The 24,218-nt window shown below is 59.5% G+C and carries 2 protein-coding genes; both read left to right on the top strand.

Annotated elements, in window-relative coordinates; all coding sequences use genetic code 11:
* Nucleotides 1–78 precede the first annotated feature (78 nt).
* Entirely contained in the window at nucleotides 79–12,396 is a 12,318-nt protein-coding gene (locus tag K1X80_RS11320; RefSeq protein WP_220172901.1) for a non-ribosomal peptide synthase/polyketide synthase, read from the top strand.
* Nucleotides 12,396–24,203, top strand: a complete 11,808-nt coding sequence (locus K1X80_RS11315) for a non-ribosomal peptide synthase/polyketide synthase (RefSeq protein WP_220172900.1) — start codon at nucleotides 12,396–12,398, stop codon at nucleotides 24,201–24,203. Before K1X80_RS11320 ends, K1X80_RS11315 begins: the two co-directional genes overlap by 1 nt.
* Nucleotides 24,204–24,218 lie beyond the last annotated feature (15 nt).

Raw genomic sequence — 24,218 nt, 5'->3', positions numbered from 1 at the left:
TTGCACCTAAATCTCATTGATCGAACTTCGTCTTCCTGACACAGCTTATTTCCTCTGCCGACGGCGACGAGATCGATCATGAACCAATTGAACCAACTTCCCGATGACGACCTGCTGGCCTTGTTGCTGGCCGATGAAGCCGGCGCCGGGCAGTCCATCCAGAGCCTCGCCGGGCGTGATCCGGTGCCGCTGTCGTTCGCCCAGCAGCGTCTGTGGTTCCTGCAACAGTTCGATCCGCAAAGCCATGCCTATAACCTGCCACGGGCGATTGCCATCAAGGGACCGGTGGACGCGTGCGCCCTGGAAGCGGCCCTTAACCAGGTGATCAATCGCCACGATATCCTGCGTACCGCCTTTCGCAACACCGAAGGCACGCCCCTACAAGTCATCGACCAGGGCGCACAGCTGAACCTGCTCGAAGAGGACCTGAGCGCCCTGGACAGCGTCCAGCGCGAACAGCAAGTGCAAGATCGCATCCGCCAGCATGCCACCCAGCCCTTCGACCTGAGCCAGGCGCCGCTGATTCGTAGCACCCTGCTCAAGCGCGCCACGCAGGATTATGTGCTGCTGCTCAATATGCATCACATCGTCTCGGACGCCTGGTCCAATCCGATCCTGATGCACGACCTGGCAAGCGCCCTTGGCCAACCAGGCCGGGCCCTGCCGCGCCCGTCCATCCAGTACGCCGACTACGCCCAGTGGCAACGCCAAGACTACCCGCTGACACCGCAACACGCCGCAGCCGCCCAGTATTGGAAGGCCATCCTTGGCAAGGATATCCCGGCCCTGACATTGCCTCGCGAGCGCCTGGAAAACCACGCAGGTGCCGGCCATCATGCCCACACCCTGCCTGCACACTTGAACGAGCAGCTCCAGAGCTTTTGCCAGCAACAAGGCCTGACCCCGTTCGTAGTGCTGCTCGGCACCTGGCAATTGCTGCTGGGACGCTACAGCGGCCAGACCGACTTCACCGTCGGCGTGCCCAACGCCACACGCAACCAGGCACAGATCCAGGACCTGGTGGGCTTTTTCGTCAGCAGCCAGGTGTATCGCGCGCGACTGGCACCCGAGCAATCGTGCAGCGCGTTCCTCCAGGCCCTGCGCCAGCAATCCCTCGCCGCCCTGGAACATGCCGACTACCCCATCGAGCTGATCCTCGAAGACCTCCACCTGCAACGCAGCCCCCAGGCCAACCCGCTGTTCCAGACCCTGTTCAACTGGCGCGCCGGCGCCGCGCAGGACGCGCCCCTGCACCTGGGCCCGTTGCAACTGACGTTTATGGACAGCCACCCGTTGCAGGCCAAGTTCGACCTGTCGCTGGACGTGGAGTACAGCCAGCAGCAGATCACCGCGCATTTCGACTATGACGCCGGGTGCTTCACCCCGGCGACCATCGCCACTCTGGCCGGGCACTGGCAGAACCTGTTGCAAGCCATGGTTGAGCAACCGCAGGCACTGATCGGCGAGCTTGCGATGCTCAGTGATGAGGAGCGTGAGCGGCAGTTGGGGCAGTGGAATACCACGGCCGTCCACTACCCCAACGCAGCCCCTGTGCATGTGTTGGTCGCGGAGCAAGCCGAACGCCTGCCACATGCCGCCGCTGTGGTGCTCGGCGAGCAGCAGTTGACCCTGGATCAGCTCAACCGTCGCGCCAACCAACTGGCTCACAAGCTGCTGGAGCTGGGCGTTGGCCCCAACGTCTGCGTGGGCCTGGGCCTTGAGCGCAGCCTGGAAATGGTCATCGCCCTGCTGGCCGTGCTCAAGGCAGGCGGCGCCTATGTACCGCTGGACCCGGCCTACCCCGCTGACCGCCTGGCCTACATGATCAACGATAGCGGCATCGGCCTGCTGCTGACCCAAAGCAGCCTGGCATTGCCCGCCCCGGACAGCCTGCCGTCCCTGTGCCTGGATCAGGACAGCGACTGGCTGGAAGGCTATGACAGCGCCAACCCGCAGCTAACAGTCAGCGCCGATAATCTGGCCTACATGATCTACACCTCCGGCTCCACCGGGCAGCCCAAGGGCGTGCAGGTGCGCCACGGCGCCCTGACCAATCATATGCTGTGGATGCAGGGCGAATTGGGCCTGAACGCTGCGGACCGGGTCTTGCAAAAAACCGCCTTCAGCTTCGACGCCTCGGTGTGGGAGTTCTGGTTGCCCTTGCTCAACGGTGCGCAGTTGGTCCTCGCCTCCCGCGAGTTGTCCGACGATTTGTCAGTGCTGTGGTCGGAAGTAGCCGCCCAGCGCATCAGCGTGCTGCAAATGGCCCCCTCCCTGCTGCAAGCCTTGCTCGTCGACGAACAGGGCGCGCAGATGCAATCCCTGCGCTTGCTGCTGCTGGGCGGCGAAGCCTTGGGTACTCCGCTGGTCGCACAATTGCGCGAACGCTGGAACGGCCGCCTGTGCAACCTTTATGGCCCAACCGAAGCCACTATCGACACCACCTTCTTTGATGTCGCCAGCCTGCCCGAAGGCGCCATCGCCCCTATCGGCCGCCCCCTCGCCAACGTGCATACCTACCTGCTCGACCACGACCTGCAGCTGTGCCCGGTGGGCACCAGCGCCGAACTGCTGATCGGCGGCGACTCCCTGGCACAGGGCTACCACCAGCGCCCGGGGCTGACCGCCGAACGCTTTATTCCCGATCCGTTTGCAGGCAATGGCGCACGCCTGTATCGCAGCGGCGACCTGACGCGCTACCGTGCCGATGGGGTCATCGACTACATCGGGCGTATCGACCATCAGGTAAAAATCCGCGGCCTGCGTATCGAACTGGGAGAGATTGAAGCGCAACTGCTGCAACACAAGGCGGTGCGCGAAGCCGTGGTCATCGCCCACCCAACCCCGGGCGGCCCGCAGTTAGTGGGTTATGTGGTGCCGACGGAACCGGCAACGGACATTAACCGCCAGGACGCCTTGCGCGAGGTCTTAAAAGCCTGGCTCGGCGAACAGCTGCCAGACTATATGGTCCCAGGTCATTTGCTGATCCTGGCGCAACTGCCCCTGACCCCCAACGGCAAACTCGACCGCAAGGCCCTGCCCGCCCCCGACGCGAGCCAGGCCCTGCACGCCTACGTGGCCCCGCAAAACGATCTGCAACAACGCATCGCAGCCATTTGGCAAGACGTGCTCAAACTTGCAAAAATCGGCCTGAACGACAACTTCTTCGAACTGGGCGGCGACTCGATCATCTCCATTCAGGTGGTCAGCCGCGCCCGCCAGGCCGGCATCCACTTCACCCCCAAGGACCTGTTCCAGCACCAGACCATCCAGGGCCTGGCCAGCGTGGCGAAAACCCACGGCCAGGGCCTCGCGATCGATCAAGGTCCGGTCACCGGCAGCGCACCACTGCTGCCGATCCAACACCTGTTCTTCGATACCGAGATCCCCGAGCGCCACCACTGGAATCAGTCGGTACTGCTCAAGCCCGCCACGGCCCTGGACCCGCACCTGCTGGAACAGGCCCTCAACGCCCTCATCCAACACCACGACGCCCTGCGCCTGAGCTTCACTCAGGCTGATTCTGGCTGGAACGCCGAATACCGCCCGGCCACGGCGTCGGTGTTGTGGCAGACCCGGATTGACGACGCAACGCAACTGCAATCTTTGGGCGACGAAGCCCAACGCAGCCTCAACCTGCAAGACGGGCCGCTGCTGCGCGCGGTGCTGGTCAGCCTGGGTGACGGTAGCCAGCGCTTGCTGCTGGCGATTCATCACTTGGTGGTGGATGGCGTGTCGTGGCGGATTTTGTTTGATGATTTGCAAACCGTGTACCGGCAAGTGCAGGCGGGCCAGGCGATTGAATTGCCGGAGAAGACCAGTGCGTATAAAGCCTGGGGCCAGCGTTTGCAGGAATACGGTCAAAGTGCCGGACTGCAAGGGCAAACCGCCTACTGGCAGCAACTGGCCGACGACTACGCCGACCTGCCTGTGTTGCACGCGGGCGCCAGCCTGAAGAAAACCGACAGCCTGACCGTCCATACTCATCTCAACCAGGACCTGACCCGGCGCCTGCTGCAAGATGCCCCGAGCGCCTACCGCACACAGATCAACGATTTGCTGCTCGCCGCACTGGCACGGGTCATCAGCCGCTGGACCGCACAGCCTCAGGTACTGATCCAACTGGAGGGCCATGGTCGAGAAGCGTTGTCCGACGAAATCGACCTGACCCGTACCGTGGGTTGGTTTACCACGGTATACCCGGTGCGCCTCACACCGCAGGCCGAGCTCGACGCCAACGTCAAACAGATCAAGGAACAATTGCGCAGCGTACCGAACAAAGGCCTGGACTTTGGTGTCCTGCGCTACCTGGGCAATGCCCAGACGCGGCAAGCGTTGCAGGCATTGCCGGTACCACGCATCACCTTCAACTATCTGGGCCAGTTCGACACCGACTTCAACGCCAACGACAACGCACTCTTTGCCCTCGCCCCGGAAAGCAGCGGTGCCGAACACAGCCCAGAGGCCCCGCTGAGTAACTGGCTGACCCTCAATGGCCAGGTGTACGACGGTGAACTGAGCCTGGGTTGGACCTTTAGTGCGCAAATGTTCGAGCCGGCGCGCATGCAAGCCTTGGCCGATGATTACGCCCAGGAACTGGCGCAGTTGATCGAGCACTGCTGCGACCCGCGCAACCGTGGCGTGACACCATCGGACTTCCCCCTCGCACACCTCGACCAGTGGCAACTGGATGCATTGCCGGTAGACGTCGCACAGATCGACGACATCTATCCGTTGGCGCCTATGCAACAGGGCATGCTGTTCCACTCGCTTTACGAGCAAAACGTCGGCGCCTATGTCAACCAGATGCGCCTGGACGTGACCGGCCTCGACCCACACGGTTTGCGAGATGCGTGGCAACAGGCGATGGACGCTCACGATATCCTGCGCACCTCGTTCGTCTGGCAAGGTGATCTGCAACAACCGGTACAAGTGGTGCACAAGCAGTTGACCCTGCCCATGACCCTGCACGACTGGCAGCAGTACCCAGACCTGCAGCCGGCCCTGGACCAATTGGCCCTGGAGCGTTTGCAACAACGCTTCGATCTGGCCCACGCACCCTTGCTGGACGTGCAGGTGATCAAGACCGGCGATGCTCAACATCACCTGATCTACACCGTGCACCACATCCTGATGGATGGCTGGAGTAACTCCCAGCTCATGGGCGAGATTCTCCAGCGCTACGCCGGCCAGGCCTTACCGGCCAAAATGGGGCGTTACCGCGACTACATTGCCTGGCTGCAGCGCCAGGACAACAGCGCCAGCCAAACCTGGTGGGCAGACCAATTGGCGACACTGCAAGAGCCGACCCGGCTTGCCAGTAGCCTGCCAAGTGTATCCACCACGGCCAGCGGCCACGGCGACCACTATCAGCATTTTGGCATCGTCGAGACCCGCTACTTCAACGAGTTCGCGCGCCACCAGAAAGTCACCCTCAATACTTTACTGCAAGGCGCCTGGCTGCTGCTGTTGCATCACTATACCGGCCAGGACAGCCTGTGTTTCGGCGCCACCGTCGCCGGACGTCCGGCCGAAATCGCCGGTATTGAGCAGCAGGTCGGGTTGTTCATCAATACCCTGCCCGTGATTGCCACGGTGAATCCGCAGACCCGGGTCGACCAATGGCTGCAGAGCGTGCAAGCGCAAAACCTGTCGTTACGCGAACACGAGCACACCTCGCTGGCCGATATTCAACGCTGGGCCGGGCACAACGGTGAAGCGCTGTTCGACACTCTGCTGGTGTTCGAAAACTACCCGATTGCCGATGCCTTAGAGCAACAAGCCCCCAAAGGCCTGGAGTTTGGCAGCGTCGATACCTTCGAACAAACCAACTACCCGCTGACCCTGGCCCTGAATGCCGGAGAAACCCTGTCGCTGCACTACAGCTTTGCCCACGACGCCTTCAGCGAAACCGTGATCGAACGCATGGCGCAGCACCTGCATAACCTGCTGTTGCGCCTCACCGAACGGCCCGACCGGGCCATTGGCGAACTGAACCTGCTCGGCGACAGTGAACGTACACAGGTCATCCACCGCTGGAATGACACCGCCAGGCACTATCCGCTGGGTTACCCAGTGCAGACCCTGATTGAACATCAGGTCAAGCAGACGCCTGATGCTCCGGCACTGATCTTTGCCAATGTTCGGCTGAGCTACGCCCAACTCAATGCCCGGGCCAACCAACTGGCCCATCACCTGATCGCCCTGGGTGTAGGCCCGGACCGGCTGGTGGGGATTGCGGTCGAACGCAGCGTGGAAATGGTGGTCGGCTTGCTCGCTATCCTCAAGGCCGGCGGTGCCTACGTGCCGCTGGACCCTGAATATCCGGCTGATCGCCTGGCCTACATGATCGACGACAGTGGTATCGACCTGCTACTGACCCAGCAATCGCTGATCAGCACCCTGCCATTGCCAGCAACGCTCAACACCTTGAGCCTGGACACTCTGGCATTGGATACCTTGCCGGACACCAACCCTGGCGTCAGCGTGGATGCGCAAAACCTCGCCTACGTGATCTACACCTCGGGCTCTACCGGCAAACCCAAGGGCGCGGGCAACCGCCACAGTGCCCTGACCAACCGCCTGTGCTGGATGCAGCAAGCCTACGGGCTGAACAACGACGACACCGTGCTGCAAAAAACCCCGTTCAGCTTTGATGTGTCGGTGTGGGAGTTTTTCTGGCCGCTGATGACGGGTGCCCGCCTGGCCGTGGCAGGTCCTGGGGATCATCGCGACCCGGCCAGGTTGGTGCAGTTGATCACCGAGCACCGGGTCACCACCCTGCATTTTGTACCCTCGATGCTGCAAGCCTTCCTGCTGGACGACAGCAGCGAGCGTTGCACCGGCCTGACCCGGATCATCTGCAGCGGTGAAGCCTTGCAGGTCGATACGCAACAGCAGGTGTTCGCCCGCCTGCCTGGTGCTGGCCTGTACAACCTATATGGCCCAACCGAAGCGGCCATTGACGTCACCCACTGGACCTGCCGCGAAGAACCGGCCCATACCGTACCGATTGGCCAGCCTATCGCCAACCTCAGCACCTTCATCCTCAATAGCGATCTCGCGCCATTACCGGTCGGTGTGGTGGGCGAGTTGTACCTGGGCGGCGAAGGCCTGGCCCGTGGTTACCACCGCCGCTCAGGCATGACCGCCGAGCGCTTTGTCGCCAGCCCCTTTGCCAACGGCCAGCGCCTGTACCGTACCGGCGACCTGGCACGGCAACGGGCCGACGGCGTAATCGAGTACATTGGCCGTGTCGACCATCAGGTCAAGATTCGTGGCCTGCGCATTGAACTGGGAGAGATCGAAGCACGCCTGCTGGAACAGGATGAAGTTCGCGAAGCTGCCGTCCTGGCCGTAGACAGCGGTCGCGGCTTGCAACTGGTCGGTTACGTGGTGCCAAGCGCCAATGCCGGCGGGGACCTACGCGAAACCCTCAAGACCGGCCTCAAGACACACTTGCCGGATTATATGGTCCCGGTCCACTGGGTGTTCCTCGACGCCCTGCCCCTGAGCCCCAATGGCAAACTTGACCGCAAGGCCCTGCCAGCGCCAAACACCAGCCAGATGCAGATCCAGTACATCGCACCACAGAGCGCACTGGAACAGCAAATCGCCAGCATCTGGCAAGACGTACTGAAGGTGCAGAATGTCGGCCTGACCGATAACTTCTTCGAACTGGGCGGAGACTCGATCATCTCCATCCTGGTGGTCAGTCGCGCGCGTCAGGCCGGGATTCAATTCAGCCCCAAGGAGCTGTTCGAAGCCCAGACCGTGCAACAACTGGCGCTACTGGCTCGCACCGGCACGCCGGCGCAGGAAATCGATCAACAACCGCTCACGGGACCGACCCCGCTGCTACCGGTGCACCAGGCGTTTTTCCAGCGGGCGATCCCCGAGCGTCACCATTGGAACCAGGCGGTACTGCTATCGGCCCAGGCACCTTTGCAGGCCGATGCGCTTGAGCAGGCGCTAAGGGCCCTGATCATCCATCACGACGGTTTGCGCCTGAGCTTCAGCGAAAACACCGCCGGCTGGCAGGCCCACTATCGTTCGGTGGCGCAACAGCAGCAGGACTGGCAACAGGCTCCTGCCTTGCAACAAGCCAGCGCCTTATCTACCACAGAACTGGAAGATCTGTGCAATCAGGCCCAGGCCAGTCTCGACCTGAGCCAAGGCCCTCTGCTGCGTGCAGTCCTGGTGACACTGGCCGATAACAGCCAGCGCCTGCTGTTGGCAGCCCATCACCTTGTGATCGATGGTGTGTCGTGGCGCATCCTGTTTGAAGACCTGCAGAACGCCTACCAACAAGCATCAGCCAGGCAGACCATCAGCCTCCCGGCGAAAACCTACTCTGGCAAATCCTGGGCCGAGCACCTGCAACGCCACGCCACCCAGGGGGCCCTGGCAGAGGAACTCACCTACTGGCAAGCCCAGTTGCAAGAGACCAAGTGCGACCTGCCCGGCGCACGCTCAGGCGCCAGCCTGGAAAACCGCCACGGCCATAGCGTCAATACGCGACTGGACAAAACCCTCACCCGGCAATTACTGCAAGAGGCCCCCGCCGCTTACCGCACACAGATCAATGATCTGCTGCTGACTGCGCTGGCACGGGTGATCGGCCGCTGGACCCAGGGCCAACACTGTCTGATCCAGCTCGAAGGACATGGTCGCGAAGAGTTGTTCGAACCATTGGACCTGACCCGCACCGTGGGCTGGTTCACCAGCCTGTTCCCGGTGGCCTTGACGCCGGTTGCCGATAACCTGGGTGCGTCGATCAAGCAAATCAAGGAACAATTGCGGGCCGTACCCAACAAAGGGATCGGTTATGGCGCCTTGCGCTACCTGGGCGATGCTCAGGCCCGGGCGACCCTGGCGGGCCTGCCTGAACCGCGCATTACCTTCAACTATCTGGGCCAGTTCGATGGCAGCTTCAACGCCGAGGAACAGGCCCTGTTCAGCCCGGCCAACGAGGGCACCGGCGCAGAGCAAAACCCTGAGGCGCCGCTGGGTAACTGGTTGACGCTCAACGGTCAGATCTACGCCGGTGAGCTGAGCCTGAACTGGTTGTTCAGCCGCGAGATGTTCGACGATGCCACTATCCAGCACCTCGCCGATGAGTACGCCAGTGAGCTCAAGGCCCTGGTCGCCCATTGCATTGATCCGGCCCACCGCGGCCTGACCCCTACCGATGTGCCGCTGGCCAAGATCAGCCAAACACAGCTCGATCGCCTACCAGTGCCCGCCGCGCAGATCGCCGACCTCTATCCGCTGTCGCCGATGCAACAGGGCATGTTGTTCCACACCCTGTACGAACAAAGTGCTGGCAACTACATCAATCAACTGCGCGTGGATATCGACGGGCTCGACCCGCAACGCTTCCAGCAAGCCTGGCAGGCGGCTATGGACAGTCATGACATCCTGCGCACCGGGTTTGTCTGGCAAGGGCTGGAGCAACCTCTGCAACTGGTACTAAAACAGGCGCAGATTCCGTTCACCGTACACCCGTTGGGCAGCCACGATGCACAGCAACTGGACGCACTAGCCCTGGCCCAATTGCAGCAGCCATTCACACTGGATCAAGTACCGTTGCTGCGCCTGACCCTGGTACAAACCGCTGCCGAACGTCACCACCTGATCTACACCGCCCATCACATCCTCATGGACGGCTGGAGCAACTCCCAGCTCATGGGCCAGGTGTTGCAGCACTACAGTGGGCAAAGCGTGGCCGCCAACCCCGGACGCTACCGTGACTACATCGCCTGGCTGCAACAGCAGGACAGCACCACCAGCCAGCGTTTCTGGCAAGAACAGCTGCGTGACCTGGAGTCGCCAACCCTGCTGGGCCAAAGCGTGGTGCACGTACCTGGAGAAGGCCATGGTGAATACCGCAAGGTAATCGACACCGCCACCACCGCACGCCTGAACGCCTTTGCCCGTCAGCAGAAAGTCACCGCTAACACCCTGGTGCAAGCGGCGTGGCTACTCCTGTTGCAGCGTTACACCGGCCAAACCACGGTGTGCTTTGGCGCCACCGTAGCCGGGCGCCCGGCACAGCTCAACGGCGTAGAACAACAGATCGGCCTGTTCATCAACACGCTGCCTGTCGCGGCCAGCCCCCGCCCCGAGCAAAGCGTTGCGCAATGGTTGCAGCAAGTCCAGGCACAAAACCTGTCATTGCGTGAGCATGAACACACGCCGCTGTTCGAAACACAACGTCAGGCAGGTGTGGGCGGCGAAAGTCTGTTCGACAATATCCTGGTGTTCGAGAACTACCCGATCTCCGAGGCCCTGGAAAAGGGCGCACCACAGGGTCTGGGTTTTGGCCCGGTGCACAGCCAGGAGCAAACCAACTACCCATTGACCCTGAGTGTTGGCCTGGGTAGCAGCCTGACCCTGCAATACAGTTATGTGCGGGCAAATTTCAGCGATGCGCTGATCGAGCAAATTGCTGCGCACCTGGATCAACTGTTGAACGGTTTGATCGACAATGCCGACCGCGCACTGGGCTCGCTGCATCTGCTGGGCAAGGCCGAAAAAACGCTGATCCTCAATAAGTGGAACAGCGCTCCTCTGTCGGTTGCCGATGAACAGTGTATTCACCACCTGATCGTCCGTCATACCCAGGCAGCGCCTGGCCAATTGGCTCTGATCGACGGTGAACAACGCCTGAGTTATCAGCAACTGGACCAGCGCGCCAACCGCCTGGCCCACAAACTCATTGAACTTGGGGTTGGCCCGGAAGTGCGGGTTGGCGTGGCGATGCCGCGCAACAGCGACCTGCTGGTAGCGTTGCTGGCGGTACTCAAGGCCGGTGGCGCTTATGTGCCGCTGGACCCCGACTACCCAGCTGACCGCGTGGCCTACATGCTCGAAGACAGCCGCGCGCACCTGCTGCTGGTCGGCCAGCACCTGCCGGACGAATTGCGCGCCAGCGCAACCACCCAAGTGCTGGCCATCGAACCCGGGGATGCCTGGCTGGGCGGTTACAGCGATCACCCGCCCATGACCACGGTAAGCCCTGACAACCTGGCCTACGTTATCTACACCTCCGGCTCCACCGGCTTGCCCAAGGGCGTGGCCATCGCCCACCGTAACGTTTCGGCCTTGGTCCGCTGGTCTGCGCAGGTCTATTCAAGCGATGACCTGCAAGGGGTACTGGCCTCGACCTCGATCTGTTTCGACCTGTCAGTGTGGGAGCTGTTTGTGACCCTGGCTTGCGGTGGTCATATCGTCCTGGCGCGTAACGCTCTGGAACTGCCAACCCTGTCGGCACGCGAGCAGGTGCGCCTGATCAATACCGTGCCTTCGGCGATCAACGCGTTGCAGCGCGCCGGGCAGATCCCAGACAGCGTGCGCATCATCAACCTTGCCGGTGAACCACTGAAGCAGACACTGGTAGACACGCTCTATGAACACACCAACGTCAACCATATCTACGACCTGTACGGCCCGTCGGAGGACACCACCTACTCCACCTGGACCCGTCGCGAAGTCGCAGGCTCGGCAAACATCGGCCGCCCGGTCGGCAACACCGCCAGCTACCTGCTCACCCAGGATCTGCAACCTGCTCCCCTGGGCGTAGCAGCCGAGTTGTATCTGGCTGGTGCCGGCATCACCCGGGGTTACCTGGGCCGTGCGGCGCTGACTGCGGAAAAATTTGTGCCCAACCCGTTTTCAGGCAATGGCCAGCGGCTCTATCGCACCAGTGACCTGACCCGCTATCGCCAGGATGGCGTAATTGAATACATCGGTCGCATCGACCACCAGGTGAAAATCCGTGGCTTTCGTATCGAGTTGGGCGAAATCGAAAGCCGCCTGCTGCAACACCCAGAGGTACGCGAAGCCGTGGTACTGGCCCAGGAACACCTCGACGGCCAACAACTGGTGGCATATGTCGTCGCCCGGCAGTCGTTCCCAGACGCAGCATTCCAGGATCAACTGCGCACGGCGATCAAGGCTCGACTCCAGGAAAACCTTCCGGCCTACATGGTTCCGGCGCACCTGCTGTTCCTCGATCAACTACCGCTGACGCCCAACGGCAAACTGGATCGAAAAGCGTTGCCAACGCCTGAGGCCGCCCAGTCGCAACGTGCCTTTGTCGCCCCCCAGACGCCTTTGCAACAACAGATGGCGGACATCTGGCAACAGGTCCTGGAGCTTGAGCGCGTCGGCCTGGACGACAACTTTTTTGAACTGGGCGGCCATTCCTTGCTGGTGGTGCGCGTGGTCTCACGCGCGCAACTGGAGCTGGGCATGCAACTGACCCCACAACAACTCTTTCAATTTCCCACACTGGGCGCATTCGTCAATGAACTGCAAAGCAGCGGTGGGCAATTCGATACCGAAAAACTGAGCAAGCTCGAAGCGCTGCTTGACGATATGGAGCAACTGTAATGGACAAGAGCGTCGCTACCCGAATCGCCAAGCGTTTCATCACCCTGCCGCTGGACAAGCGCACGCTGTATCTGGAAAAGATGCTGGCCGAAGGCGTCTCGCCCGCCAACCTGCCGATCCCCGAAGTACGCAGTGAGTTCGAGCTCATCCCGCTGTCGTTTGCCCAGGAGCGCCAATGGTTCCTCTGGCAACTGGACCCTACCAGCGCCGCCTACCACATCCCCACCGCCCTGCGCCTGCGCGGCGCCCTGGACGTGCCAGCGCTGGAGCACGCGTTCAACGCCCTAGTGGCGCGCCATGAAAGCCTGCGCACCACCTTCCAGCAGGTCGACGAACGTGCGGTGCAAGTCATTGCCCCCCACCTGACCCTGGCGGTGGAACTGCTCAGCCTCGACGCACACCTGAGCGACAACGAGCAACAGCAGCAGATCAAAGAATTCGTCGAACACGAAACCCAGCAACCCTTCGACCTGCACAACGGCCCACTGCTGCGGGTCAAACTGCTGCGCCTGGCCGACGACGACCACGTACTGGTGCTGACACAACACCACATCGTCTCCGATGGCGCCTCCATGCAAATCATGGTCAGCGAACTGGTGCAGGTTTATGGCGCTTTCGTCCAGGGCCAGGACACGACCCTGGCACCGCTGCAGATCCAGTATGCCGACTACGCCATCTGGCAACGGCACTGGATGGAAGCGGGCGAGCGTGAGCGGCAACTGGCGTACTGGAACAAGCAATTGGGCGGGGAGCAGCCGGTACTGGAATTGCCGACGGACTATCCGCGGCCGGCGGTGCAGAGTTTTCGGGGGGCAAAATACTCATTTGAGTTGAGCGCTGCACTGGGAGCGGCTCTTAAAAAGCTGGCTCAACAGTACAACGTCACACCGTTCATGATGTTACTCGCCTCGTTTCAAGCCTTGCTTCACCGTTACAGCCGACAAACAGACATCCGGGTTGGCGTACCATCGGCCAACCGAAACCGAGTGGAGACCGAAGGGCTGATCGGCTTTTTCGTCAATACCCAGGTGCTCAAGGCAGATATCTCGCCCCTTTCGCCCTTCAGCGATTTACTGGCCCAGGTCAAACAAACATCCCTTGACGCCCAAACCTACCAGGAGTTGCCCTTCGAACAACTCGTCGAAGCGCTGCACCCCGAGCGCAGCCTGAGTCATAGCCCGCTGTTTCAAGTAATGTTCAACCACCAGAACGCCAACGTCGCTGATCACGATGAGCGCAGCCGTCAACTGTCCGGCTTGACGATGGAAGGACTGAGCTGGGAAAACCCGACGGCACAATTTGACCTGACCCTGACTACGGTGGAAAACCCACAAGGGTTCTGCGGCTCCTTCACTTACGCCACCGACTTATTCGACCCTGCCACTATCGAACGCATGAGCCGCCACTGGCAATGCCTTCTGACAGCGGTCGTGGCCAACCCGCTGCAATCCGTCGCTCAGCTACCGATGCTCGATGCTGCGCAACAGCAGTTAATACTTGAAGAATGGAATTGCAGTACCGTCGACTACCCCCGCGAGCTGCGGATTCACCAGCTAATCGAGAACCAAGCCGAACGCTTACCCAACGCCATTGCAATAGTGTTTGCAGAGCAACGACTGACCTACCAGCAACTCAACAGCCATGCCAACCGCCTCGCAGGCAAATTGATTGAGCTGGGTGTTGGCCCAGACGTACTGGTAGGCATCGCCGTCGAGCGCAGCGTAGAAATGATTGTCGGGTTGCTGGCTGTGCTTAAGGCCGGCGGTGCGTATGTGCCGCTTGATCCCAGCTATCCCGAAGACCGCCTAGCCTACATGATGCAGGACAGTGGGGTCGCCTTGTTGCTGACCCAGAGCTTCGTCCTGCCCCGCATGCCGGTTCCCCATGGTGTTCAGACCTTGATTCTGGATCAAACGAAAAACTGGCTGGAAGATTACGCCGACGTCAACCCACGACAACCGCTTTTTCCGGAGCATTTGGCTTATGCGATCTACACCTCCGGCTCAACAGGCAAGCCAAAAGGCGTGATGGTGCCCCACGGTGCCTTGAGCAATTTTGTCGCCAGCATGACCCAAGCGCCCGGAGTCAGCAGCCAAGACCGAGTTCTTTCACTGACAACCTTCTCGTTTGATATTTTCGGCCTGGAGATCTATGTACCGCTTTCCATTGGCGCCCGTGTGGTGTTGACCGGCCAGGCGATCAATCAAGACCCAGACGCGCTACTCAAACTGGTACATAACGAGGAGGTAACGGTTCTGCAAGCCACCCCTTCGACCTGGCGAATGCTGCTTGACAGCCCAGATAGTCAGGCGCTGCGCGGGTGCAAGCTGCTCTGCGGAGGCGAAGCGCTGCCTGAGGAGCTGGCGCAACGCATGCTCGCCTTGTCAGATAAGGTGTGGAATCTCTATGGTCCCACAGAAACGACCATCTGGTCCGCCCTCCACGCTCTCGATCAAGCGCATGCCCAGCCTTACCTGGGCCGTCCAATTGCCAACACCGTACTGTTTCTGCTGGACGATGATCTGGGTACAGTGCCCATAGGCGTAGGGGCCGAACTGTTGATCGGTGGTGAAGGTTTGGCTCGCGGTTACTTCCAGCGGCCGGCACTGACCGCAGAGCGCTTCGTGCCCAATCCATTCGGGGCTCCAGGAGAACGCCTGTACCGCACCGGAGACCTGACACGTTACCGTGACGACGGCATTATCGAATACATAAGCCGCCTCGATCACCAAGTGAAAATCCGGGGCTTTCGTATCGAACTGGGCGAGATCGAAGCGAGATTACTCGAGCACCATGACGTTCGCGAAGCCGCTGTTCTGGCACAGGAGGGGCCGGGCGGGACTCAACTGGTGGCTTACCTCGTCCCCAATTCGCTGTCGGTTGAAAGCGAGCTGCGTCAAACCCTCAAGTTGCATCTCAAGCATGGCCTGGCGGATTACATGGTCCCGCCTCATTGGGTATTTTTACCAACCCTGCCACTCACCCCCAACGGCAAGCTTGATCGCAAGGCTCTGCCTAGCCCTGATGCAGATCAACTGCGAAAAAACTATATAGCACCGCAAAACGAAGTAGAACGAACGGTGGCCAATATCTGGGCAGAAGTGTTGAAGCTCGACCAAGTCGGTATGACGGATGACTTCTTCGAACTGGGCGGCCACTCATTATTAGCGACCCGGGTAGTTTCCCGTGTCCGTCGGGCGCTCAAGTGCGATGTATCCCTGAAAAGCCTGTTCGAACACAGTGAGCTACAGGCCTTCGTGACAGCGCTTGAGGCTTCATCCTCTGATCACTCCCAACTGATACCACAAGAGCGCGGCAGTTCTCTGCCATTGTCATACGCCCAAGAACGTCAATGGTTCCTCTGGCAGTTGGACCCTGACAGTGCGGCCTATCATATTCCCGCAGCGTTGCGTCTGAAGGGTGAGCTCGACATCCCGGCTCTGGAGCGCAGTTTCAGCTCGCTGATCGAGCGCCATGAGTCCTTGCGCACCACATTTATACTTGAGGGCGAACACGCCGTCCAAGTCATCGCCCAGGCCACACCACTGAGCATCAAGCTGGATACGTTGGTATCCATCAACGAGCCAGAACAAGCTATCAGGAAGTACGTTGAAACGCAGATTCAAGAACTCTTCGACCTGCAGTCAGGACCACTACTGCGGGTGAAACTGCTGCAATTGGCTACGGACGACCATGTGCTGATTATCGTTCAGCATCATATCGTCTCCGACGCCTGGTCGATGCAAGTCATGGTGCGTGAGTTGATTGAGCTGTATGCCGGACAGAGCCTGGGGCTGAATGTAACGCTGCCAGCATTGCCGGTGCAGTATGCCGACTACGCGATCTGGCAGCGCCAATGGATGAACGCCGGTGAGCGCGAACGTCAACTCGCGTATTGGTCACAGCAACTGGGAGGTGAACAAACACTGCTGGAACTACCACTAGACCATCCTCGCCCGATGGAGCAGAGCTTTCGTGGCGCGAAGGTGGAGTTTGCCTTATCCGACACCCTGAGTTTGTCACTCAAACAGCTCGCCAAACAACTGAACGTGACGCCGTTCATGCTATTGCTCGCGTCGTTCCAGACGCTATTGCATCGCTATAGTCGACAATCCGAAATTTGCGTTGGGGTGCCTATCGCCAATCGCAATCGCCTGGAAACAGAAGGACTCATCGGCTTCTTCGTTAATACCCAGGTGCTTAAAGCCATTATTGATGGCCAGTTGCCGTTTAGCGAGTTCGTGCAACAGGTCAAGCGCACGGCGTTGCAGGCACAAGCACATCAAGATCTGCCTTTCGAGCACTTGGTCGAGGCATTGCGCCCGGAACGGGCCCTGAGTCACAGCCCGTTGTTCCAGGTTCTGTTCAATCATCAAAACAGCGGACAATTATCCAAGGAACACCTGACGAAACTCTCCGTTGAAAGCCTCCCATGGGAGACCCAGACCGCGCAGTTTGATCTGACCCTCAATACCTTCGAGTCGGTTGATGGCTTTTCCGCTGCCCTAACTTACGCCACCGACCTGTTTGAGCCGGCAACCATCGAGCGTATGGTCAACCATTGGCAAACATTGTTACACGCTATTGTCAAATCGCCCCAAAAGCGTATCGGCGAGCTGATGCTACACACTGCCAGCGACCTGCAACTGACGCTTGAAGAATGGAACCCTGGCGTCACGCAATATCCGGCGACTGGCTGCCTGCATCAGCTCATCGAAGCTCATGCCGCGCATGCCCCGCACGCCATAGCGCTGACGTTGGGCACGCACCAGTTAAGCTACGAACAACTCAACACCCGCGCGAATCAGTTGGCCCATCAACTGATCGAGCAGGGCGTAGGTCCCGATGTCATGGTAGGGCTTGCTAGCGAGCGCAGCCTTGAGATGGTCGTAGGTTTGCTGGCAATTCTCAAGGCAGGCGGTGCCTATGTACCTCTTGACCCGGCTTACCCAACTGATCGGCTTGCCTACATGATCCAGGATAGCGGCCTGACATTGGTACTTATGCAGGCGGTCCTGCGTGAACAGATCCCTGTTCCGTCCAATGTCCGCACCCTGCTGCTGGAGTCTGACAAGCTCATTCACTACAGTGTGGAAAACCCACGGATCAAGATAGAGGCAGAAAATCTCGCCTACGTCATCTACACCTCGGGCTCTACCGGTCACCCTAAGGGCGCCCTACTTGCCCACCACAATGTGCTGCGACTCTTCAGCGCCTGCGAGAGCGAGTTTTCCTTCAGCGCCCAGGATGTCTGGTGTCTGTTCCATTCCTACGCCTTCGATTTTTCGGTTTGGGAGATTTTTGGCGCGTTGCTGTATGGAGGACGACTGGTAATAGTGCCCCATGAGGTCAGCCGCTCACCGGAGGACTTCCATGCACTGTTGTGCGAACAGCAGGTCAGCGTACTCAACCAAACACCTTCGGCGTTCAAGCAATTGATGCAAAGCGCCTGTGAAACACAGGCCACAGACAAAAAACTGGCACTACGTTACGTCATATTTGGCGGTGAGGCGCTCGAAATCCAGAGCCTGCGCCCTTGGTTCGAGAAGTTCGGTGATCGCTCACCGCAATTGATCAACATGTACGGCATTACCGAAACCACAGTGCATGTGACCTATCGACCTATCAACCTGGCCGACCTGTCGAACGACACCACCAGCCCAATTGGGCGGCCACTGCGTGACCTGTCTTGGTATTTGCTGGATGCCGACCTCAATCCTGTAGCCAAAGGCTGCATCGGCGAGCTGTACGTAGGCGGCGCAGGACTGGCGCGTGGCTATCTCAACCGTACGGACCTGAGTGCAACGCGTTTTATCGCTGATCCGTTTTCCCACGACGGCGCGCGCCTCTACCGCACCGGAGACTTGGCTCGCTACCGGGCGGATGGGGTGATCGAATACATCGGGCGTATTGACCACCAGGTAAAAATTCGCGGTTTCCGTATTGAGCTTGGGGAAATCGAAGCCGTCTTATCGAGCCTGGAGGCTGTACGTCAAGTTGTCGTTCTGGCGCAAAAGGGTCAAAGCGGACAGGTGCAACTCGTTGCCTATATCGTCCCAAGCCACACAACAACCCAGGACATCATGCGTGAAACCTTAAAGGTGCACCTGAAAGAGAACTTGCCTGATTACATGGTGCCAAGCCACCTGCTGTTCTTGCCGCAGTTGCCGCTGACGGCCAACGGAAAACTCGACCGCAAGGCCCTGCCCTCGCCGGATAGCGGCCTGCTGCAACAAACCTACATCGCGCCACGAAGCGAGATGGAGCAACGTATTGCTGCGATTTGGCAGGATGTCCTCAAGCTCGAAAGAATCGGCATGAGCGACAACTTCTTCGAGCTAGGCGGTGACTCGATCATCTCCATCCAGGTCGTCAGTCGCGCCCGCCAGGCAGGTATTGGCTTTACTCCAAAAGAGCTGTTCCAGCATCAGACTATCGAGGGCTTGGCTCGGGTAGCAAAGGTTGGCACCCAGGCTGTATCGGTCGACCAAGGAGCCGTCAGCGGACCTGCACTGCTGCTACCGATTCAACAAATGTTCTTCGAGACCGAAATACCCGAACGCCATCATTGGAACCAGTCGGTATTGCTCAAACCGAACACTTCACTGCAGGTTGGTTTGCTGGAAAGTGCCCTACAAGTGCTGATCGAGCATCACGATGCGCTTCGCCTAGTTTTCCTGGAAAACAATCAGGGTTGGCAAGCAAGCTTCCTGAACAGTGGCGAAGTCCCGGCGGTGCTTCGACAGGTAGTTGCACGGGATCCTGATGAGATTGACCGGATCTGCACCGAGGCGCAGCGTAGCCTGGACCTAAGCAAAGGCCCGCTGCTGCGTGCGCTGTTGATTGATCTGAACGATGGCAGTCAGCGTTTGCTATTGGCAGTTCACCATCTGGTGGTTGACGGTGTTTCCTGGCGCATCCTGTTTGAGGATCTGCAATCCACCTACCAACAACTGCAAAACGCACAACCGCTGACATTACCCAGCAGAACCAGTTCGGTGCAATCCTGGGGCGAGCGACTACGCAAGCATGCCCACAGCGATGCCTTGCGCCAACAACTGCCCTACTGGCAAGAACAACTTTCCGACGCCGCTGTGGCCTTACCTTGCCATGACGACACTGGCAGCCTGGAGCGCACTCATAGCCGGGGGGTACAGACCCGATTGGACGCTCAACTCACGCGTCGATTACTGCAAGATGCCCCGGCTGCGTATCGTACCCAGATCAATGATCTACTACTTACTGCACTGGCCCGCGTCATTGCACGGTGGACCGCGCGTCCCGACTGCGTGATCCAACTTGAAGGCCATGGTCGTGAAGATTTGTTTGACGACATCGACCTGACCCGTACTGTCGGCTGGTTCACCAGTATTTTCCCGGTAAGACTATCTACGACCGACGACTTGGGTGAGTCCATTATCGGTGTCAAAGAACAACTGCGCCGCATTCCCGACAAGGGTACTGGCTACTCCGCACTACGTTATCTCGGTGATGAGCGGACACGTCTATCGTTGAGCGCACTGCCTACTCCGCGACTCACCTTCAACTACCTGGGGCAGTTCGACAGTAGTTTTGACAACACTGAAGGTGCGCTTTTTGCACCATGCAATGACAGCGCTGGCGCAGAACGCAGTCCAAAGGCCCCACTGGATAACTGGTTGAGCATCAACGGCCAAGTGTATGGCGGTGAACTAAGTCTTAACTGGGGCTTCAGCGTAAAGATGTTCAATGAAAGCACTATTAAGCACTTGGCAGATGATTACGCCGACGAGCTGAAAGCCATCATTGAGTATTGCTGCAATGGTATCCATTCAGGCGTCACGCCATCTGATTTCCCACTCGCAGAGCTCAGCCAGCAGCAACTGAATGCATTACCTGTACCCTCGCAAGACGTCGAGGACATCTATCCCCTCTCCCCGATGCAGCAAGGGATACTGTTCCATACACAAGAGTCGCCGGAAGCTGCACTTTACATCAACCAAATGTCGGTCCCTGTCGAAGGTCTGGACAGTAGCCGTTTCATCAATGCCTGGAACAGTGTGATCCAGCACCATGAAATCCTGCGAACCGGTTTCTGGTCCTCCAGCGATTTGGCTGAACCGCTGCAAATTATTTACCGCCAGGCTAGTTTGCCCGCTCAGATCATTGATTGGCAGAATCTAGCCGTCTCGCCGCAAGACCTTGAGCAATTAGCCAAGGCCGATCTAGAAAAAGGCTTTGATTTATTACACGCACCACTGATCAGACTGACATTGATCAAGCTCGATGAAAAACGGATGCATCTTATCTGGACCAGTCATCACATATTGATGGACGGCTGGAGCAGTTCTCGTCTGCTGGGTGAAGTGTTCCAGATCTATAATGGCCAGACTCCAGCCGCCAAGCGCGGAAGCTATCGGGATTACATCCAGTGGTTGAGAACTCAGTCCCAGGCCAACCTGGAAACCTTCTGGAGAGGCAAGCTCCAAGGGTTCAGCGGCCCGACGAGCCTGACCAACAGCATCGCGCCGCGCGCACAATCGGACCTCGAAGGTCATGCGGCGCTATATATGATTTGGGACACGGAGCGGACCCAGCACCTGCGGGAGTACGCGCAGCGCCTGCGTGTTACGCCCAACACGCTAATCCAGGCCACGTGGTTGTTACTCTTGCAGCGCTACACCGGACAAGCCACCGTATGCTTCGGCGCCACCGTCGCTGGCAGACCAGCGAGTTTGCGCGGAGCCGATGAAATGCTCGGGTTGTTCATCAATACCCTTCCTATTATCCAGACTCCAGAGCCAACGTCATCCGTCTGGCAGTGGCTACAAGCGCTGCAAAACTACAATCTAGAGATACGCGATCACGAACATGCTTCTCTCGCCGACGCGCAGCGCTGGTTGGGCCAGGGCGGAACGCCGCTGTTCGACAGCATCGTGGTGTTCGAGAACTACCCGGTGGATGAGCGCTTGCAAGAGGCCGAGCACAACCAGTTACGTTTCGGCAAAATCAGCACCCGCGACGTCACCAACTTTGCAATGGACTTGGCCATCAATCTGGGCAACACCCTCACAATCGAGTTCCTGTACCTGCGCAATCGTTTCACCCCAGAAGCTACGGAACAGATCCGCACAAGCTTCGAAACCCTGCTATGCGCGATGCTCGACAACCCGGATGCAACGCTGGGCAGCCTGAACATGCTCAGCAACAACGAGCAGCAACGCCTCAGCCAACGCAACACCCTGGCGCCTTTGCAGGAGACGCTGCCGCTGCTGGCCGAAGTCATCCGAAACCACGCAGTGGCCACCCCAGGCGCCGTCGCGGTGGTGTGCGCCGAAACCCAGTTGAGCTATGGGCAACTGGAGTCCCGCGCGAACCGACTCGCCCATCACCTGATCGCCCAAGGGATAGGCCCGGAGAGTTTTGTCGGGATTGCCCTGGAGCGTTCGGTGGACGTCATCGTCGCGTTCTACGCGGTCATGAAAACCGGTGGTGCCTATGTACCACTGGATATCGACTATCCCCAGGAGCGCGTGCAATGGATCGTCGAAGACTCCGCCATGAGTTTGTTGATCACCCACGAAAGCCTGCATTCGCGCTTCAATCAACCGTGGGCTCCGACACTGATAGCACTCGACGGCCTGAGCCTGGACAGTCAGCCCGACCACTGCCCTGCCAGCGCCGTACTGGATGACAATCTTGCCTACCTGATCTACACCTCCGGCTCCACCGGTAAGCCCAAAGGTGTGGCGGTCAGCCACGGGCAGATCCGCATGCATTGCCAAGCCATTGCCCGGCGCTACGACATGGATGCCAATACCCGCGAATTGCTGTTTATGTCGTTTGCCTTCGACGGTGCTCAGGAGCGTTGGCTCTCGACGTTGGCCAGCGGCGCTCGTTTGGTAGTGCGCGACAATCGGCTGTGGACCCCTGAAGAAACCTGGCAAGCCCTGCATCAGCACGCCATCAGCATCGCCTGCTTCCCACCGGCCTATCTGCAACAACTCGCTGAGTTTGCCCAGACTCAGGAACAGGCCCCACCACCGGTACGCATCTACTGCTTTGGCGGTGATGCGGTAGCCGACGCCAACTTCGAACTGGTCAAGCGCGCACTCAAGCCGCAGTACTTAACCAACGGTTACGGGCCGACTGAAACCGTGGTGACCCCACTGCTGTGGAAAGTCCCGGTAGACGCCGTGTGTGGCGCGGTTTATGCGCCGATCGGCAAGCGTGTCGGCGAACGTACCCTGTATGTGCTGGACGATGCCCTCAATGCTGTGCCGGACGGCATAGCCGGTGAGCTGTATATCGGCGGCGAAGGCGTCGCGCGCGGTTATCACCAACGGCCCGGATTGAGCGCCGAGCGTTTTGTCGCCGACCCGTTCTCAACCACCGGCGCACGCCTGTACCGCACCGGCGACCTGGTGCGCCAGCGTGCAGACGGGGTGATTGATTACCTCGGTCGCTTGGACAATCAGGTAAAAATCCGTGGTTTTCGCATCGAAATGGGAGAGATCGAAGCGCGTCTGCGTGATCTTTCCGATGTTCAGGACGCTGTAGTGGTTGCCCGGGAAACTGCCGGTGGCAAACAACTGATCGGCTATGTGGTCGCCAGCGACGTGGCCGGCCTCGGTGAGCGCCTGCGTGGCGAACTGCAACAGGATCTGCCGGACTATATGGTGCCTGTGCAAATCCTCGTACTGGAGCGCTTCCCACTCAACCCCAACGGCAAACTAGATCGCCATGTCCTGCCCGACCCGGACTTCAAGGGACGCCAGTTCATCGCCCCGCGCAACGCGCTGGAAAAAGCCTTGGCAGCGATCTGGCAAGAGGTGTTGGAGGTAGAGCAAGTCGGGGTCACCGACAACTTCTTCGAGCTGGGCGGCGACTCGCTACGGGTGCTTAAAGTGTTGTCCAAAGTGCGTAGTCAACCGGAACTGGGGCTGAGCCTGAAGCTGCGCGACATGATGGGCAAACCGACCATTGCCGAACTGTCGGGCTACACCCCGAGCGAGCAGAACCTAGACCCGCTGTTGCTGCTCAACAATCGTGTGGCCAATGCTGCGCCGCTGTTCTGCCTGCACGCCGGTTTCGGCACGGTATTCGACTACGAGCCCCTGGCGCGGCGTCTGGACGGCCAGCGCAGTGTCTATGGCCTGCAATGCCGAATGCTGCTGGACCGCGATTGGGAGGATGAATCCTTGCAGGCCATGGCCATCGACTACGCCCAGTACATCCGGCAGAAACAGGCCGATGGTCCGTACCACCTATTGGGCTGGTCCCTCGGTGGCCCATTGGCGTTACTGGTGGCGCAGGAGCTGGAAAGCCAGGGCCAAGTCGTGGAGTTCGTGGGGTTGGTCGATGCCTTCACCCCGACTGCAGAACAGACGCAGCCTGAGGACGACTGGAGCGATGACTTGCGCGGTTTCCTCGCGGTCATCTTCGATGTGGCTGGCGAGCGTTTACCGGCGATTGAAATTCCGGCGGGCAGCGACATTGCGCGCCTGGAACAGTTGATCGCCTCGGTGCAAAGCAATGTCGCTGGCGACTCGGCATACAGCAGCATCAGCACCGAAGAATTGGCCCATACGTTTATCGTGGCGATGAAACTCAAGGCGTTGTCCGCACAATTTCAGGTCCTGCCAGATACCAGCTGCCGTCCCCATTGTTGGTGGGCCAGCACGCCGCAAGCGGACTTCATCAGCCCGATGCCTGGTGCACTGAGCGACGAACTGATTGCCGCTGGTCACTACGACATCCTGAAAAACCCGGACTGGCTCCATGACCTGCTGCAGCAACTGCCGCAAAACGAAGCCGTGACCAACTGAACCCAACGCCGCCCC

This window comes from Pseudomonas sp. So3.2b (assembly GCF_019464415.1).
GTDB lineage: Bacteria > Pseudomonadota > Gammaproteobacteria > Pseudomonadales > Pseudomonadaceae > Aquipseudomonas > Aquipseudomonas shahriarae.
The sequence above is the reverse complement of the archived record's forward strand: the minus strand, read 5'-3'. Positions and strand labels throughout refer to the sequence as shown.